Origin of the sequence: Leptospira fainei serovar Hurstbridge str. BUT 6 (genome assembly GCF_000306235.2) — a bacterium.
GTDB lineage: Bacteria > Spirochaetota > Leptospiria > Leptospirales > Leptospiraceae > Leptospira_B > Leptospira_B fainei.
The window spans coordinates 724,180-738,887 of the sequence record NZ_AKWZ02000010.1 but is presented as its reverse complement, the minus strand read 5'-3'; the positions used below and the strand labels follow the sequence as shown (position 1 = coordinate 738,887).

Annotated in this window: 14 protein-coding genes; 10 read left to right on the top strand and 4 right to left on the bottom strand. The window is 44.1% G+C overall.

Features of this window, described 5'->3' with window-relative positions; translation table 11 throughout:
- The 5 genes from LEP1GSC058_RS12575 to LEP1GSC058_RS12555 all read left to right on the top strand — a co-directional run bounded on the left by LEP1GSC058_RS12575 (window position 1) and on the right by LEP1GSC058_RS12555 (window position 5,140).
- On the top strand, window positions 1–1,227 hold the full coding sequence (locus LEP1GSC058_RS12575) for a hypothetical protein (RefSeq protein ID WP_016549467.1): 1,227 nt from the start codon (window positions 1–3) through the stop codon (window positions 1,225–1,227).
- 144 nt (window positions 1,228–1,371) lie between these two features.
- The gene (locus LEP1GSC058_RS12570) at window positions 1,372–2,160 is read left to right on the top strand and encodes a dienelactone hydrolase family protein (protein ID WP_016551045.1); all 789 of its coding nucleotides are present in this window, start codon (window positions 1,372–1,374) and stop codon (window positions 2,158–2,160) included.
- 209 nt (window positions 2,161–2,369) lie between these two features.
- Window positions 2,370–3,398 (top strand): zinc-binding dehydrogenase, encoded by a 1,029-nt coding sequence (locus tag LEP1GSC058_RS12565; RefSeq protein ID WP_016550516.1) that lies wholly within the window; start codon window positions 2,370–2,372, stop codon window positions 3,396–3,398.
- A 7-nt stretch (window positions 3,399–3,405) separates the two neighbouring features.
- The gene (locus tag LEP1GSC058_RS12560) at window positions 3,406–4,356 is read left to right on the top strand and encodes a polyprenyl synthetase family protein (RefSeq protein ID WP_016550119.1); all 951 of its coding nucleotides are present in this window, start codon (window positions 3,406–3,408) and stop codon (window positions 4,354–4,356) included.
- On the top strand, window positions 4,337–5,140 hold the full coding sequence (locus LEP1GSC058_RS12555) for a TlyA family RNA methyltransferase (RefSeq protein WP_039948362.1): 804 nt from the start codon (window positions 4,337–4,339) through the stop codon (window positions 5,138–5,140). The genes LEP1GSC058_RS12560 and LEP1GSC058_RS12555 overlap by 20 nt, the downstream gene beginning before the upstream one ends.
- Here the strand turns inward: LEP1GSC058_RS12555 and LEP1GSC058_RS12550 are convergent.
- Both LEP1GSC058_RS12550 and LEP1GSC058_RS20180 read right to left on the bottom strand, forming a co-directional pair.
- Complete coding sequence (locus LEP1GSC058_RS12550) at window positions 5,137–6,714, bottom strand: flavin-containing monooxygenase (RefSeq protein WP_039948616.1); 1,578 nt, start codon at window positions 6,712–6,714, stop codon at window positions 5,137–5,139. The genes LEP1GSC058_RS12555 and LEP1GSC058_RS12550 overlap by 4 nt on opposite strands.
- A gap of 267 nt (window positions 6,715–6,981) precedes the next feature.
- Window positions 6,982–7,356 (bottom strand): hypothetical protein, encoded by a 375-nt coding sequence (locus LEP1GSC058_RS20180; RefSeq protein ID WP_198014405.1) that lies wholly within the window; start codon window positions 7,354–7,356, stop codon window positions 6,982–6,984.
- Window positions 7,357–7,691: 335 nt separating this feature from the next.
- Here LEP1GSC058_RS20180 and LEP1GSC058_RS12545 point away from each other — a divergent pair, with 335 nt between their 5' ends.
- On the top strand, window positions 7,692–9,254 hold the full coding sequence (locus tag LEP1GSC058_RS12545; RefSeq protein ID WP_016550515.1) for a methyl-accepting chemotaxis protein: 1,563 nt from the start codon (window positions 7,692–7,694) through the stop codon (window positions 9,252–9,254).
- A gap of 148 nt (window positions 9,255–9,402) precedes the next feature.
- On the opposite strand, the gene fcpA is transcribed toward LEP1GSC058_RS12545, so the two are convergent.
- Window positions 9,403–10,326: a flagellar coiling protein FcpA gene (gene fcpA, locus LEP1GSC058_RS12540; RefSeq protein WP_020987698.1), complete on the bottom strand. Its 924-nt coding sequence runs from the start codon at window positions 10,324–10,326 to the stop codon at window positions 9,403–9,405.
- Window positions 10,327–10,691: 365 nt separating this feature from the next.
- On the opposite strand from fcpA, the gene LEP1GSC058_RS12535 reads away from it, so the two are divergent.
- From LEP1GSC058_RS12535 to LEP1GSC058_RS12520, 4 genes are all read left to right on the top strand, one after another.
- On the top strand, window positions 10,692–11,546 hold the full coding sequence (locus tag LEP1GSC058_RS12535) for an ATP-binding protein (protein ID WP_039948360.1): 855 nt from the start codon (window positions 10,692–10,694) through the stop codon (window positions 11,544–11,546).
- The gene (folK, locus tag LEP1GSC058_RS12530; RefSeq protein WP_016550865.1) at window positions 11,546–11,995 is read left to right on the top strand and encodes a 2-amino-4-hydroxy-6-hydroxymethyldihydropteridine diphosphokinase; all 450 of its coding nucleotides are present in this window, start codon (window positions 11,546–11,548) and stop codon (window positions 11,993–11,995) included. Before LEP1GSC058_RS12535 ends, folK begins: the two co-directional genes overlap by 1 nt.
- Window positions 11,992–12,792 carry a 3-methyl-2-oxobutanoate hydroxymethyltransferase gene (panB, locus tag LEP1GSC058_RS12525; RefSeq protein ID WP_016550810.1) on the top strand — a complete coding sequence of 267 codons (801 nt, stop codon included), beginning with the start codon at window positions 11,992–11,994 and terminating at the stop codon, window positions 12,790–12,792. Before folK ends, panB begins: the two co-directional genes overlap by 4 nt.
- Window positions 12,793–12,893: 101 nt before the next feature.
- Complete coding sequence (locus LEP1GSC058_RS12520; RefSeq protein WP_016549946.1) at window positions 12,894–14,036, top strand: N-acetylneuraminate synthase family protein; 1,143 nt, start codon at window positions 12,894–12,896, stop codon at window positions 14,034–14,036.
- Between the two features lie 198 nt (window positions 14,037–14,234).
- Here LEP1GSC058_RS12520 and LEP1GSC058_RS12515 read toward each other — a convergent pair whose 3' ends face one another.
- The gene (locus LEP1GSC058_RS12515; RefSeq protein ID WP_016550963.1) at window positions 14,235–14,582 is read right to left on the bottom strand and encodes an Hpt domain-containing protein; all 348 of its coding nucleotides are present in this window, start codon (window positions 14,580–14,582) and stop codon (window positions 14,235–14,237) included.
- Window positions 14,583–14,708 lie beyond the last annotated feature (126 nt).

Sequence of the window (14,708 nt, the reverse complement as noted above, 5' to 3'; positions counted from 1 at the left end):
ATGGATTGGAAATTTCCCAAATGGAAGCCCGGAAGACCGCAGCGTTGGGAATTTCTGTTACCTCCCGGGTGTGCAAAGGAGACCGAACAGGTATTGGAATCGATTATCGGCGGTCCTTTTTTGCCGAGAACTCATACGCCGAGCTTCACGGTTTTTCCCGAAAAATTTATATTAGAAAAAGCGAATTTTCGCCAAGCTTTGGAAGTTTTGGTGAGAGTTCCGTGGGCTCGCGATATTCGCCTTAACTTAGGTAAGTTTTTTTTGTCGGAAGATTTCAGCTTTTCCGGATTGATCGAATCTTTAAGGGAAGCAAAACTTCTACCGCCGACTTGGGGAGTTCGATTTCATCCGCAAATACGCGGGCGAACCGAAATCACGAGAGAGGATCTTCAATTTCTTTGGGAGGAGACATACCCGCGAAAAGAGGAATTTGAGTCGGCTAATAATACGGAGCTGAACGCTTTATGCATCGGCGACGATTTAATTCTTTCCTTAAGTTTTGCCGGCGAACCTCTTTTTAAACGGGGAAATTTTCGTCCTCTTTCCAAATCCGCTCCCTTACGAGAGGATCTTGCCCTTTTTCTTCTAAGCCGATTGGAAAAGAATCTTCCGGATCCTGAAGCCGTTCTCGTACCTTTTGCAGGATCCGGAACTTTCGTATGGGAAGCCAGTTCTTTGCTGTTAGGAGTGGGATTTCCCCATTATGAGAGAGCTTTTTTATTTCAAGACCTAGAAGAATTTCCTAAAACAACATGGGAATTTCTGAGAAAAAGAATCGGAGAGAAAGGCGAAGGGACGTCGATTCTCGCTTGGTGGAACGAAAAGGAATCCGAAATCTTTTCATATTTAGAAGAAAGAAGTTCCGACTTTCAGAATTTTATTCGGACTCGAAAGCCCGATTCTAAGTTGAGTATATCCGGAGATGCAGGTGATTTCTTTTCCCTTTCTCCGAAGGAAATATGGTCTTCTCTCGGTAAACCTGCCAAACTTTGGATGCCAATCAATCCGCCTTACGGTTTGAGAATGAAACAACCGGGTTCCGAAAACCTTTTCAGACATTTAGCGGAAGTTTTAAAAGATTGGTGGCAACTTCCTGCAGAAATTTCAGGTTTTGTTCTATGTCCTGATGAAGATTCCTGGTCTTTGTTTTTGCGAGGAATTGGAACCCGGTCGGAAACTATTCATGTCACTCACGGTGGAATCGATATGCGAGTGGTTTATTTTTAATTCCGATCACTTCATCTAATCCTTTGGCTTAATTGCTTAACTCTCTTAAATATTTTCAAAAAGAGTCGATTTTTCCCCGACATGACTTCTATTATGGTTCGTCTATCAACTATCCGAAATGGTTCCACCAAGGAAAAACGATTCATGAAAAATTTCTTAATAGCTTTCACTGCACTGATGCTTATTGCAAGCTCGGTTTCCGCAAAAGTAAAGACGGAGATCGTAGAATATAAGCAAGGCGATACGACGTTGGAAGGTTTCTTAGCCTATCCTGAAGGAAAGGATAGAAAGGCTCCTGGAATCATTCTTGTTCACGATTGGTTTGGTCTAGGCGAAAATACGAAAAACAGAGCGATACAGCTTGCGACTCTCGGATACGTGGCTTTTGCTGCGGACATTTATGGCAAAGGAGTGCGGCCGAAGTCGAACGAAGAGGCGGCAAAATTGGCCGGTTCCTTCAGAGAGGGTGACCGAAAATTACTTCGTGCTAGAGCACAGGCAGCCTTGGATACGCTAAAGAGTCAGTCTCATGTAGATCCCGATAATTTGGCGATTCTTGGTTACTGTTTCGGCGGAACCGCAGCTTTGGAACTCGCTCGTACTGGGGCGCCTTTAAAAGGGACGATCAGCTTTCATGGCGGCCTATCGACTTCGAAGCCCGAAGAATCGAACGTAATCAAAGGCAAGGTCTTGGCTATGCACGGGGCGGACGATCCTTTCGTAAAACCCGAAGAAGTGGCCGCCTTTCAAGAGGAAATGAGAAAGGCAAAGATAGACTGGCAATTTGTTTCGTACGGGGGAGCTGTTCATTCCTTTACGATTAAGGAAGCGGGTAATGATAATTCGAAAGGCGCCGCCTATAATGAAAAGGCCGATCGTCGCTCTTGGATCGAATTGCGGAATTTTCTAAAAGAAATTTTTCCGTCCAAATAGTTTTTAGATTTGGTAACCCATCGAAGGAAAATCGAAAAGAGCCGTGGTTGGTTGCGTTTCTGCGTCTATTTTCTTTTTGGCAAGCGATCCAGGAATTGAATGAAAAAAGGTTTCGAATCGGTAATAGATCCTTCCGCAGGTTTGGAAAGAAATCTCCCTGCGCAGTTTTTTTCCTTTAAGAATATCAAAATGCCCGGCAAAATGCCCTCATGATCCGCACTGTTTACAGAGTCGATACCAAAGGATCTTTGGATCATTTGGAAAGGCGAGAGGAAGAACTTTCCGAACCCGGAGAAAACGAAATTACTTTGGAAGTTCATGCCATTGGCCTTAATTTCGCGGATATTTTTGCAATCCAGGGACTTTACAGCGCCGCTCCAAAAGGTTCGTTTATTCCCGGTTTGGAATATTCGGGAAAAGTCATAGCTGTCGGTAAGAAAGTAAAATTATTCCGTAAAAACGACAAAGTAATGGGTGTCACTCGTTTCGGTGCTTACACCGATCATTTAAATATAGATGAAAGATACGTCTATAAACTCCCGCCACGCTGGTCTTATGAACAAGGGGCAGGCTTTTTAGTTCAAGCTTTAACGGCATATTATGCGCTTGTTCCATTAGGAAATCTTCATAAAGGTCAGACTGTTTTGATACATAGCGCCGCCGGGGGTGTTGGAATTTATGCTAACAGAATTGCAAAAAAATTCGGCGCCTGGACCGTCGGGACGGTAGGAAACCCGTCGAAGATTTCGCTTTTAGAAAAGGAAAGGTATGATTCTTGGATTATTCGCTCTTCTAGTTTCCCGCAAGAATTAAAAACCGCTTTAGGTGGCCGGGAATTGAATTTGGTTTTGGAATGTATCGGCGGAAAAATCTTTCATGATAGTTATCAGGCCCTTGCACCGATGGGGAGAATGATAGTTTACGGAGCCGCTTCTTTCATGAGCCAGGGAGATCGAGTCAATTGGCTTTCTCTCGCTTGGAGATATCTGACTCGGCCCAAAGTGGATCCGATGGAGATGGTGTCCGATAATAAGGCGATAATGGGTTTTAATTTAATTTGGTTATACGATCGCGTGAATGAACTTTCCCGACATATAAAGGATATGACTAAATTGAATTTGGAGCCTCCTCATATCGGAGGAGTATATTCCTTCGTGGAACTTCCGGAAGCGGTAAAATATTTTCAGACGGGACAAAGCACAGGAAAAATTGTCGTTACGTCCGGCGTAAAAAGGTAAGTCGCGTTTGGAGACCGGAGCGAAAGACCCTGCTTTAATTTCGATCTTAGCTTTCGCAAAGAAGGAGTTCGAGAACTATCTCGAAAGCGAAGTTTTTCCGCGATTTCAAAAAGAGGCGGCTCCGGAATTGGCTGAAGCGATGGAATATAGCATCAAAGCGGGAGGCAAACGACTTCGGCCCATTTTAGCGATGGCGGCATTCGGCGCCGTAACGAAAGATTCCTTATCGATCGCGAGTTCATTGGAGTTCCTGCATACATACAGTCTGATTCATGATGATCTTCCCAGCATGGATAACGATGATATTCGTCGGGGAATACCGACCTTGCACAAACGCTATTCCGAAGCTACCGCAATATTGGCGGGCGACGCCTTGCAAGCTTATGCATTCGAATGGTTGACGCATGCAAAAGGCGAGGTTGCTGATCCGCATTTGTATCGGGATTTGATTCGTATTTTGCATCAGGGCGGCGGGGCTCCGGGAATGGTGTCCGGCCAAGTATTCGATCTGGCTTTGGAAAGAAATCCCGTTTCCTTAAAAGGAAGTAAAGAGGAACTACTTGCTATTACGCATCGACTCAAAACGGGAGCTTTAATTCGGGCTTCTCTGCTTTTGGGAAATCGCTTAAGACAGGATCACCAATCGAGAGCCGCATTGCTTTCGGATTATGGGATTAAATCGGGACTTCTATTTCAAATTACGGATGATATTCTAGATGTGGAAGGAACTCAAGAAGACTTAGGTAAAACGCCGGGTAAAGACGATCGATCGGGGAAAATTACTTACCCTGCATTGTACGGCCTGGACGAATGTAAGAAAATGGTTACTTCGCTTGTAACCGAATTGGAAGGATTAGGAAAAAGTTTAGATACTTCTTTTTCTACAGACGGGGAAACTTTACAATTTCCGGATTTCTTTCAATTATTGCCCGGAACTCTTGGCTCGAGGAAAAACTAGACTAGATCAGCTGTTGCTGGACCGGGGCTTGGCAAAGGATATCACCCTTGCCCGTAGTCTCATACTTTCCGGCTCCGTCCTTGTGAACGATAGAGTAGTCGATAAAGTCGGTCTTTTAATTTCCGATTCGTCCGAAATTCGAATTCGAGAAATCATTCCTAAATATGTTAGCCGCGGCGCTTTCAAACTGAAAGAAGCATTAAGGAAATTTAATATTTTCGTCGATGGAAAGCTGTGTATCGATTGGGGGGCATCTACCGGAGGATTTACTCAGATTTTATTGGAAGAGGGTGCTCGCACAATTTTTGCCTTCGATGTCGGATACGGACAAATGGCATCCAGAATTGCCATGGATCCCAGAGTTTCCGTTCAAGATCGATTTCATATTCGCGATACTACATGGGATTTGTTGGTCCAATTGTGGGAAAAACATTCTACGGATCCGTTTCCGAAAGAGATTTTTTTGGCGATGGATTTAAGTTTTATTTCTCTTCGATACGTCCTTCCTACCGTAAAGCGTCTTCATGATGAAAATCCGAGCGTATCCTGGACGGGTGTCAGTCTTTTCAAACCGCAATTCGAAGTCGAGAAATCGGATTTGGAGAAAGGAGTGGTAAAGGATCCGGTTGTTCGAGCACGTGCCTTGCGATCATTTTTACGATTCTTAAAATTGGAGATCGGAACAAATCTTCACGGGCTGGTAGAATCCCCGATTGCCGGGAGAGAAGGCAATCGGGAAATTCTTGTATACTGGACATTAGATTCGATTGTGGATCGAGCTTAACCTATTGCCGCATTCAAGGCCATCGAAACCCGAGAACCGAGTCCGATCTTTGTCTTCTCTCCGTCCGTTCTGACGAATTCATAATCGCTAGGTTTGAGAAAGAAGGTTTTAGCTTTGAATTCGAACGTGAAACCGGGCCAAAGAGTAGTGTTTCGTCCCGTGCTCGTATTATACCAACTAACGCATCCGCCGGTAAGCCAAACCGAGCGACTGAGGCGATCTTGGAGTTCCTTGTTGTAACGGTCCTGAACCTCTTTGCGAACGTCGATGTATTTAATGTTTTTCTTTCTTAGGGCTCGAATACATTGGAGAGCATACTGTGCCTGAGATTCGATCATAAGAATCATAGAGCTATGTCCTAAACCGGTATTCGGCCCGACGATCATAAAGAAATTCGGGAAACCGGAAATCGAAGTGCCCAGATATGCTTCCGCCCCGTCTTCCCAAACTTCGCTTAACAATCGGCCGTTTTTCCCGCGGATTTCAAACGGAGCAACCGCTTCTGCGGCCTGGAACCCGGTGGCGAAAATAATGGCGTCGACTTTGTGTTCCTTTCCATCTTTCGTTAGAATCGAATCTTTTTTAATTTCTAGGATTCCCTCCGTGACTAAATTCACGTTTTCACGATTCAACGCCGGATAATAGTCATTGGAAAGTAAAATGCGCTTACAACCGATCGTATAGTTCGGAGTTACCTTTTCCCTCAAAGTCGGATTAGGAATGCTTTTTGCTATAAATCGTTTCGCAAAACCTTCGAACACCTTCATCAATTTAGGATTGATTGCAAATGCAATTACTCCCAGTTCGTTTATCCAATAGATTAATTTGCGAAATAACCAGCGTAACGGAGGGAGATACTTAAAGACCCCTTTTACAGAATTTCCGATGGAGGAATCCGGCTTTGGAATAATCCAAGGCGGAGTTCTCTGAAAGAGCTCAAGCTTACCGACTTTCGGCGCGATGGTCGGCACAATTTGAATCGCGCTCGCTCCGGTTCCGATAACAGCGACCGTTTTACCGGTAAGATCATAACTATGATCCCATCGGGCTGAGTGGAATTTCGCTCCTTTGAAGGAATCGATTCCGGGAATTTTCGGTAAAACCGGTCGACTCAAACCTCCGGTTCCGCCGACTAACGAGCGTGCCTGGTAGGTTTCGCCACTTTGTGTAGTTACTTTCCAGGTCCCGTTTTTCTCATCAAAAGAAGCGTCATTAACTTCTTGGTTGATACGAATATGCTGCCGGATACCGAATTTGTCAGTACAATCGTTCATATAATTTAGAATTTCCTGTTGAGGCCCGAATAAGCGTGACCAATCCGATTTTGGCGCAAACGAATAGGAATATAAATGAGATTGCACGTCACACGCGGCGCCAGGATAGTTATTATCTCTCCAGGTTCCGCCGATACCGTTTCCCTTCTCCAAAATAATAAAAGAATGGATACCGGCTTGTTTAAGTCGAATTCCCATGCAGAGTCCTGCAAATCCGGAACCGATGATAATTGCATCGAGAACCTTTTCGGCTTTCGATACATGGTTTTGGCTCGGTCTATCTAAGGTTTGGGCTACCATCTTTAATTTCTCTCCTATGGAAAACATTACCGGCTCATCGCGCGGGAATGAATTCCAGGTTATAGAATAACCGATTGATAAAAAACAATCGTCCAATCTTAGGATTTGCGACCGGGATTCTTGCGCTAATTTCGAAATCAATAGGGGTTTTTACCTGATCTACCGCATTTCGTACCGCATTTTGCCTTTTATCAAACCCGATTAAAATTTGTTACGAGTTTTTTTGGCGGATCGCGGATTTACGATCGGGGGACCGCATAATCGGGATTATTTCCCTTTTTCAGACAAGCCTTTGATATCCTTCCGCTTTAGCCATCCTTGCGGAATGCAAGCCCCAAGTTCACTGTCTCCGGTCTTAAAACAGACTTTGCCGCGTGTGCAATTGAGATTCTCATTGCAGGTGACGCCTAAGAATTGATCCGTAGGGTCAGGGTCCAAATAATCATCGTTGGACCTTCCTGGGCTATCACCGCCTAGGCAGATTCCATACTGAGAACTTTGGGATTTAATACAGACTGCTCCTGCGGTGCAATCGTAATCCTGCCGGCAGGCGTATAAATCGCTAGTAGAGGTTTGTAAGAGTAAGAGAACGATTGCCGGAGCCAAATAGTTTAAACTTCGAATAAATCTAATTGAAAGCATCCCTCAGGAATAAACGAAGAAAAGGTTGGATGCAATATTTTTTTGATATTCCCATCTAAAGCAACGGGGATCTCCCGCGCGGAATATTTTCATGCCGAATGAAACTATCGGATGAATTTTCGTAATACTGATATCATGTCGCTGAGTTGTTTCCCTTTCGTATCACTAATCTGTTTGGGTTAATTTCAACAATAGATGGTAGTAAAATTGATTTTCCTTCTTCCGAATCTATAATTCTATAAAGTCATACGAACTAAATTTTAATTTCTATTTTAGATTGCTCCCGATTTCATTCCATTTAGACCTATCGAATTTCCGGAGACTACGATTCACTTATGTCAATAGAGAATATTCAATTTCGGCAAGAAGGAAACCTGTTAGCAAACAAGGTCAGAATTGCTTTTTCATTCGTGATGGTTTCCATTAACATATTTGCATTGTTTACCGTTCCTTCGGATAATCGCTGGGTTAGTCTGACTAATACCGCTTTGGAATCTGCGGTTTTATTCTACGGAATCTTCATCATTTATCTTACTAAAAAGGGGAGATTCTCAAATTGGTTGGCTTTTTCTTCGGTAATTTCGGATATGATAATCTTCTCATCCGTCTTCATTTTACTGATCAGTACATCCTCTACAATCGAGCAAAAGATATCCTTAGCAAATCTTCCGTTTTTCATGATGGCGATGCTTTTCATCGTAATGTATTCGGGATTTTTACTATCGTATAAGATCACATTAATCGTCGGCTACCTTGGGATTTTTTTTCTTGCCGTGATGGCTTATGTTCCGGTATATTCCGGCGCTAAGATTCCGTTCTTAGCAAAATCTCCGTCCGAGATGTCGGCTTTGTTAGTAGGAGTGAACCTAATCGCGTTTACATTAGGAATTCATATCGCTAGCGCAGTCGTAAAATTCATGAGCGGTGCGGCGGATTCTGCGTCTTTGTCCGCTATTGAATCCGGCCAAAAATCTAAAGAGGCCGAAGTTACTAAAAATCGGATTCAAAACGAAGCCGATGCCTTAAATAAAAACGTATCTAATATGCAAAATTCGATGGATTCATTGAATAATGAAATTCAATCGCAGGTTTCGAGCGTTGAGGAAATTTCCGCCTCGGTGGAGGAACTATCGGCTTCTATGGATAATGCAGGTTCTTTCGTTAAATCCCAATTTAAGAAAATCGAAGATTTGAATCGGGAGAGCGGCACCTTAAATAAAATATTGTCCGAAGTCAAATACGCCACGGAGCTTTTGGAAAAAACCACGAGAGAATCTAAGAAATACAGCGTAGAAGTTTCCAATGCTATGGATCTGTTGAACACGAATTTTATCGATATCAAGGATTCGTTTCAGAAGGTCGAAGACGTAAATAAGATACTACGCGAAATCGCAGATCGAACTAATCTTCTGGCCTTAAATGCCTCTATCGAAGCGGCTAGAGCAGGCGAACACGGGCGAGGATTCGCCGTAGTCGCATCGGAAGTCGCAAAACTTGCGGAAAGCGCCGCTCAGAACGCTTCTTTGATTTCTAAAATTATTACTCAGGCAGGAGAACAGATTTCCAGCGGAAACACGGCGTCTTCGGGAACTAAGGAAAAGATGCGGATACAAGATGAAAGTTTTTCGATTTTAGTTTCGAATCTGGATCAACTAAGAGGGAAAATCCACGAGCAAGGAAAGATCCACGACACCTTTCTTAAATCCTTTCAGGAGTTGTTTGATTTATCCAAACAATTGGAAACTATCGCGTCCGAACAGAAAACCGGAACCGCCGAGGTATCCAGGGCTCTCATTTCGATAGAGGAATCCGCTTCGTCGTTGGCGGAAAATTCTGGGACCTTGCATTCGAATATAGAGGAACTAGCTCTCCAGTCTAAACGGCTTGTCAACGATTAGCTTGCTTTCTATTAACAAAGGATCTCTTTGCAAGAGAGAAGATCTTTGCGGATTCTCCGAGTCACTTAAATCTTGAAAAAAGACGTTCGCAAATAAAAAAGCCCCGGTGTTTCCACCGAGGCTTGTTTATCTTTTTTATGAAAGAGGGTTAGGGGCGAACCGAAATCACTTCGTCCTTGTTAATCAAGGCTACGATGTGTTTATATTCGGGCGAATCTTTCCCGTATTTTAGTTCGGTTGCGCGGAGTAAATGGATGTTCTTCTTGTGACGGAATTTGAACATCTGGTCTTCGCTTGCGCCCCCGTATTTCTTGATCATGTTTTCTTCAAAGGCGTAGCAGCTTGCAAGATACTTGTGAGCCGGGTATTCCTTCTCGTTTTCATCGACCTCGATATAAAGCTCAAGTATGGGGATACACTGAGGTAAATTTTGTAGGTCGTATTCGGTAATAATCCAAGAACGGTAAACATCCGAAAGGAGACGCTTAAACTCAGCACGCTCGCGCAAGTCTGGGTTTTTGATCTCGTCCAAATGGTTAATGGACTTGGTAAAGTAGTTAAGGGCTTGTTGTTTCGCCTCGAGTTTCAGCCTAGAAACGACGCGGTCTTCACGAGCTTTGCGGTCGACTTTTTGCCAATACCATTTCTCGTCCAAACGCTTCTTCTCTGCTTCTTCCTTACGGTACTGCTCGACTGCTTCCCTCATCTTGAGGATGGTATTAACTCCGGATTGGTAGCTGGTTAGGGCCAGGCGGAACTTGTTGTTCGCGAAAGCCTTAGAGAGCTGATGGAGTTCTTGGAAGTTCTTGTCGTAGCCTTTGAAGTCGGGGTTTTTCCAAACAGCTTCCTGTTCTTGGATCACCTTCTTACGACGCTTCTGCTCTTCCGTAAGGTTTTTATCGTCATCCTCGGGAACAAGTTCCCCTTTAAGGAGTTCGTCGATCTTATCGGCCGCCGCTTTGGCCTCTTGCTGGTTCTGTTGTCCCCCGCCTTGCTGCTGGTTCTGTGCGAACAAGGAGAGGTTGAGTCCGACCACGGCCAGAAGAACGAAAATAGTCTTCATCACCTTCATAGTGCTCACACCTGTGCCTTCTCTTTCATAAGATAGGATTAGAGAAAAGAACAACAAAGTCCTTTTCTCCTGTTTTACTATCGGTTCCTCAGGGTTCGAGATAAACCCATGAAGTAAAAATTTTCCCTTTTTTACCGGATAAGGGACATAACCGAAAATTCTTTTCCGATTCAATTGAATTTGCCTTGAATCGTTTTTTCGCGTCCCGACGAAAACTACCTTGGTAGAATCTATCGACCCTTCCAAAATCCCTCAAAGAACCGAGATTGCGAGCAGATTTTTAGAAAACCGGGGAGATTTCCGGCTTTCTCTTCGATTTTTCTTTCTTTCTCTCTCTTTGGACTCTTGCATTCTGGGCCTGAAGCATGAACTTGAATGATTTAACCCCGATTCGAGCGGGATCTCCCGGTTGTAAAATTTGCGGCGGAGTAGGTTTCCTTTTGGAGGAAAACGTAAAAAACTCCTCATCGGGAGTTTTATTACTCTGCTCGTGCATGAGCGATTCCTGTCGGACCTGTGATTCTAAAGGCAAACCTCCTTTTATGGTCTATGACGAAAGTCAAAATAGGATGATGTCCTGCGTTTGCCATGATGCTCGCATAGAATTGGACCGTATCGAAGCCTTAGTTAAAAAAGCAGGGATTCCGGCGAAGTATAGATATCGCACTCTAGATAGAATGGATACGACCGAGATGTCCTTTTTGATCGCTCACGATTGGGCTCACGAGCTAGTTATGAAATGGGAGGAACGTGGAAGATCGGCGCAAGGGTTATATCTTTGGGGAAATACCGGGTCCGGAAAAACTCTGCTAGCTTGTGCAATATTAAACGAATTAATTTTGCGTTACGGAATGGAATGCAAATACGCGAAAATCAATCGGGACTTTTTATCGGCGATCCGCGACACCTATCAAAAAGAAAGTGAAATCCACGGAATGGAACAGACGATCAAAAAACAATTCATGGAAGTGGAAGTGCTCGTATTGGACGATTTCGGAGCGAACAAAGAATCGGATTGGGCAAATTCCCAGCTTTATGATTTAATTGATTCCCGATATGAAGAGGAGAAAGTTACCGTACTTACCTCGAATATTTCCCTATCCGACTGGAAAGACAAGGCCGAGGGCAGAATTTTTTCCCGTTTGATGGAGATGACTAAGGAAATCCATTTGGATTGCCCGGATTACAGACTCAGTCACTCGGTTCATACGGAGGCATAATGGAGCACCATGCGTTCATCTGTCTCGGAGTAAATCTTGGGGATCGGGAAGCTTCTCTTAAGGAAGCGATTCGCAGGATAGAGGCCCGTTCCGATCTGAAGATTCTTCGCAAAGGAACGCCGCTGAATACGGCCGCTTTGGAAGTTACGGATCAACCCGACTTTCTAAATCAGCTCGTCGAAGTTGCGACTTTGCTTCCGCCTCACGATCTCCTCGACATCCTTCTCGGAATCGAAAACGATATGGGTAGGGTGCGGACAAAGGATAAGGGACCGCGCACGATCGATATCGATATCTTGTCCTATGATCGACTTAAACTTCATGAAAAAGGACTGCATCTTCCCCATCACAGTCTATACACTCGTCCTTTCATTAAGGAATTATTGGAAGAGTTAGGCGAAGGATCCTTAGGGGATTCTTTCGGAAATCCTGAGGAGGAGATAGTATGAGAGATGTGCATAAAATATTTCCTAAAGGAAAGAAACCTCTCGAAAGAAAAATTTCGGTTCTGACCTGCTACGATTATATTTTCGCCCGGATCTTAGGCGAAGCGGATGTGGATTGTATATTGGTAGGCGATACTCTCGGGGTAGTCGTTCAGGGTAATCGTACTACGCTATCGGTCACTCTAGACGAAATGATTTACCATGCTAAAATGGTTCGGAGAGGAGCTCCGAATTCCTTTATCGTAGTCGATTTACCATTTTTATCTTATCAAGTTTCCTTAGAGGAAGGAATTCGTTCTGCCGGACGGATCATGAAGGAAACGGACTGTGACGCCGTGAAATTCGAAGGCGGTAGTCCGGAAATTTTAGAGCTTATTTATAAATTGGAAAAGATCGGTATTCCCGTAATGGGACATATAGGATTAACTCCGCAATCGGTGAATGCTTTCGGGGGGCATAAAATTCAGGGTAAGGCGGAAGAAGATAAAACTCGTCTGATAAATGAAGCAAAAGGGATTTCCGCAGCCGGGGCTTTTTCGATCGTATTGGAGTTGATACCTTCAGCCTTGGCGTCGGCGATCAGTTCTTCCGTTCCCATTCCGACCATCGGCATCGGAGCAGGTGCGTCCACCGACGGCCAAGTGTTGGTTCTCTACGATTTTCTAGGATTAAACAAAGACTTTCATCCTAAGTTTCTAAAAACGTACATGAACGGCTATGAAGACGTGTCCGAAGCCGTTAGAAATTACGTAAAAGAAGTCTCTAATGGAATTTTTCCGGGTCCAGAACACTCTCACTAGAGCATTTCCCGCGGATTTCTTGACGTTCCGAGTATAACGTAAAGCCTGGAATGAGAATGGCTCCCGATCAGGGGGCATGCCCGTAATCGGGCGGAGGCTACGTGGACATAGTCGAACTCGAGAAAGGATATCCTGAAACGGAAGCCAAGATCAAGGCTTTAGCCGGGGAATGCGGTAATCAAACGGAGATTATCCGCGGCGCCGTCGTATCGGACACCATCCATTTCATTGGAGATACTCGTAAAATCTCCGAAAAAGAGGGCTATGTGAAGGAGCTTCCAGGAGTAACTCGTATTTGGAACGTATCGCTCCCTTACAAGAATATCGCTCGAACTGCTGCGGGTAAAAACGGAGAAGTCGTTCATCGTGAAAATCGAATTGTGGAAGTGAAGGGTCAGGATGGACTCGTTCGCAAATTCGGAACCGGAAAACATATCTTCCTCGTTGGGCCGGATTCTCCTCAGACGTACGATCAAACGGTTACCATTGCCAAACAGGCGGTAGAAATCGGAAAAAAATTCGGAATCTTAGATAGAATTATTTTCCGAGGCGGTGCGTTCAAACCCAGGACTAGGCCGACGGATTGGAGAGGAATGGGCTGGGATGGTATCAAGCTTTTAGATCGGGTAAAAGAAGAGACAGGACTTCCTTATGTGACGGAAGTAATGGATCATACCATGGCGGAAGAAGTCTCTAAGCACGCAGATATGATCCAGATCGGGACTCGGAACGCTCAGGATTTTGAGCTCCTGGAGGCCGTCGGTCGTACCGGTAAACCTGTCATTTTAAAGAGAGGGTTTGGAAACGAAGCAATCGAATGGTTTTCCGCCGCCGAATACATTGCTAATCAAGGAAATTTGAATATTGTTCTTTGTGAAAGAGGAGTGAAAACCCTTTTCATTAAAGAAGGATATTGCAGAAATACTCCGGATTTAAACGTAATAACTCACGCAAAAAATCAAACGATTTTACCCGTCATTTTCGACCCTAGTCATGTGGCGGGGGACGATAAGATCGTGGTTTCGAACCTTTTAGCTTCCTTGCCGTTTAACCCCGACGGTTCGATAACGGAAACTCTTCACGTGGAGGAATTTCGAAAGGAGCAAATGTGTGACGCTGCGCAGGCGCTTTTGATGAGCTTGTACGAAAAAACCGTCGAAGCGATTCTGACTTATGAAGAAAAAATCAAACCGTTAACCGACCAGGTTGATTCCTATTTTTTGGAACGAAAGGGTAAAAAATAAAATTACCCTTCTTTTTATTTTAATTCAATCGGTTAAGCGGAGGTTTTGTCTACTAATGGTGAGTCGGCCGAATCTTACGAAATTTATCGAACGATTGATTTTCGAATATTATGATTTATTTAATTGTATGATTTGTCGATTCGTAAAGGCAGCCGGATTTTACTGCCGGGTATCTTACGCGTCGCTTATCGATTTTGTTTATTCGGGGAATTTCGGCGCCAGCTCCATTTTCGTTTTTTCCCAGAGTTCCGGCAATTCCGCGCATAGCTTCAAGCTTCCCGGCAAATCCCCTTCTTTTAATTTTGTTTCAGCATCGGTTACCGAAATTTGCAAACCGATTAAACCGAAATTTGCAGCGACGCCTTTCGTTTGGTGTAATTCGGCCTTGAGCTCGTTGGGTTTTTGCTCGGCTACGAATGATTTTATATTTTCCAAACGACTATTCATATTCTTACGCAGGGAGCGGACCATCTCTTCCAGCCAAAGTTTGTCCTCTTCGTCGTCTCCCTGTTTTAAAGATTCCAAACGAGACCAATCTATTAACATACTAACTCCCCCGGAAGGAAAAAATCTTTGCCGATGATTCGATTCCTTAATCAATGTCGAACGCAGTTCGGAACGACGGAAGCAATCCCTTCTCCCCCATTTATTTATAGCTTGAATAAAAAATCC

What these genes read in the sequence shown, in the direction of transcription:
- LEP1GSC058_RS12535 (WP_039948360.1), top strand. Translation starts at nt 10,692, where the DNA reads ATGAACTTGAATGATTTAACCCCGATTCGAGCGGGATCTCCCGGTTGT.
- LEP1GSC058_RS12550 (WP_039948616.1), bottom strand. Translation starts at nt 6,714, where the DNA reads ATGGTAGCCCAAACCTTAGATAGACCGAGCCAAAACCATGTATCGAAA.
- folK (WP_016550865.1), top strand. Translation starts at nt 11,546, where the DNA reads ATGGAGCACCATGCGTTCATCTGTCTCGGAGTAAATCTTGGGGATCGG.
- panB (WP_016550810.1), top strand. Translation starts at nt 11,992, where the DNA reads ATGAGAGATGTGCATAAAATATTTCCTAAAGGAAAGAAACCTCTCGAA.
- LEP1GSC058_RS12570 (WP_016551045.1), top strand. Translation starts at nt 1,372, where the DNA reads ATGAAAAATTTCTTAATAGCTTTCACTGCACTGATGCTTATTGCAAGC.
- LEP1GSC058_RS12575 (WP_016549467.1), top strand. Translation starts at nt 1, where the DNA reads ATGGATTGGAAATTTCCCAAATGGAAGCCCGGAAGACCGCAGCGTTGG.
- LEP1GSC058_RS12545 (WP_016550515.1), top strand. Translation starts at nt 7,692, where the DNA reads ATGTCAATAGAGAATATTCAATTTCGGCAAGAAGGAAACCTGTTAGCA.
- fcpA (WP_020987698.1), bottom strand. Translation starts at nt 10,326, where the DNA reads ATGAAGGTGATGAAGACTATTTTCGTTCTTCTGGCCGTGGTCGGACTC.
- LEP1GSC058_RS12565 (WP_016550516.1), top strand. Translation starts at nt 2,370, where the DNA reads ATGATCCGCACTGTTTACAGAGTCGATACCAAAGGATCTTTGGATCAT.
- LEP1GSC058_RS20180 (WP_198014405.1), bottom strand. Translation starts at nt 7,356, where the DNA reads ATGCTTTCAATTAGATTTATTCGAAGTTTAAACTATTTGGCTCCGGCA.
- LEP1GSC058_RS12515 (WP_016550963.1), bottom strand. Translation starts at nt 14,582, where the DNA reads ATGTTAATAGATTGGTCTCGTTTGGAATCTTTAAAACAGGGAGACGAC.